General features: G+C 62.3%; 2 protein-coding genes. One reads left to right on the forward strand and one right to left on the reverse strand.

The annotated features are described in order from the left end of the window. The coding region (locus B3187_RS09695) for an FAD-dependent oxidoreductase (RefSeq protein ID WP_286806075.1) at positions 1-295 on the reverse strand (295 nt) is incomplete at its 3' end. A gap of 126 nt (positions 296-421) precedes the next feature. Between B3187_RS09695 and B3187_RS09700 the strand changes: the two genes are divergently transcribed. Next, positions 422-1,101, forward strand: a 680-nt coding sequence (locus tag B3187_RS09700) for a sodium-dependent transporter (RefSeq protein ID WP_414673690.1), incomplete at its 3' end; no start/stop codon positions are given.

Genomic DNA, 1,101 nt, shown 5'->3' on the forward strand with positions numbered 1-1,101 from the left:
GGGTGAGTTTACCCACCACGCCTTCTTTGAACTTGCGGATCTCATCCAGATCAATCTTGGGCTTGGAGAAGGTCACGCCGATGTCCTTGCCGTGGGTGCCCTCATTGATCACCTGGGCGACGTGCAACATCGCCTTGGAGGGAATACAGCCCACATTCAGGCACACGCCGCCCAGGCTGGGGTAGCGTTCCACCAGGACCGCGTCCATTCCCAAATCCGCCGCCCGGAAGGCCGCCGAGTAGCCGCCTACGCCGCCACCCAATACCAAAACCTGTGTCTTCAGAGTGTCTGCCACGGGAACTGTCTCCTGTTGTCGGTTCGATGCAGCCCCTGATACTAATGACTCTGGACCCAAAAGCCAATAAACTGGCCCCCGACAGCCCGAAACAACCATAAACGCGCCCAGGACAAAGGCCACGGCATGAGCGAACCCCGCGGACAATTTTCCTCCAAAATCGGCTTTCTGATGGCCGCCTCCGGCTCCGCGGTGGGGCTGGGCAATATATGGGGTTTTCCCACCCAGGCCGCCAGCAACGGCGGGGGCGCCTTTGTGCTGGCCTACCTCGTGCTCGCCTTCCTGCTCGCCTACCCGGCCCTGATGGCCGAACTGGTGATCGGCCGCCACGCCCGCGCCAATATCGTCACCGCCCTGGACCAACTCGGCGAGCGCCCCCTCACCAAGCACCTCGGCCGCGCCGTGGGCTACTATGGCGTGCTGATTGCCGGGCTGATTCTGAGCTTTTACGCCATCGTCGCCGGGTGGATGCTGGCGGAGTTCGGCAAACCCGTGGCGCACCTGATCGGTTGGAGCGGCGCCGAACAATGGCTGGGCGGCGATAGCCTAGTCCGCAACCTGCTGGTGTGCGGCATCTTCACCGCTTTTACCGTGGCCATCATCGCCAAAGGCGTGGAAGATGGCATCGAAGCCTGGTCCACCCGACTGATGCCTCTGCTGTTTATCATTCTGCTCGGGCTGATTCTCTACGTTCTGGTGCAACCCGGCGCCACCGATGGCCTGAAAACCTACCTGATCCCCGACTTCCGCCAACTGGCGGACCCCGGCCTGCTGCTCAGCGCCATGGGCCAGGCGTTCTTCTCGCT

The organism is Marinimicrobium sp. UBA4209 (assembly GCF_002381585.1).
Taxonomy (GTDB): Bacteria; Pseudomonadota; Gammaproteobacteria; order Pseudomonadales; family Cellvibrionaceae; genus Marinimicrobium; species Marinimicrobium koreense.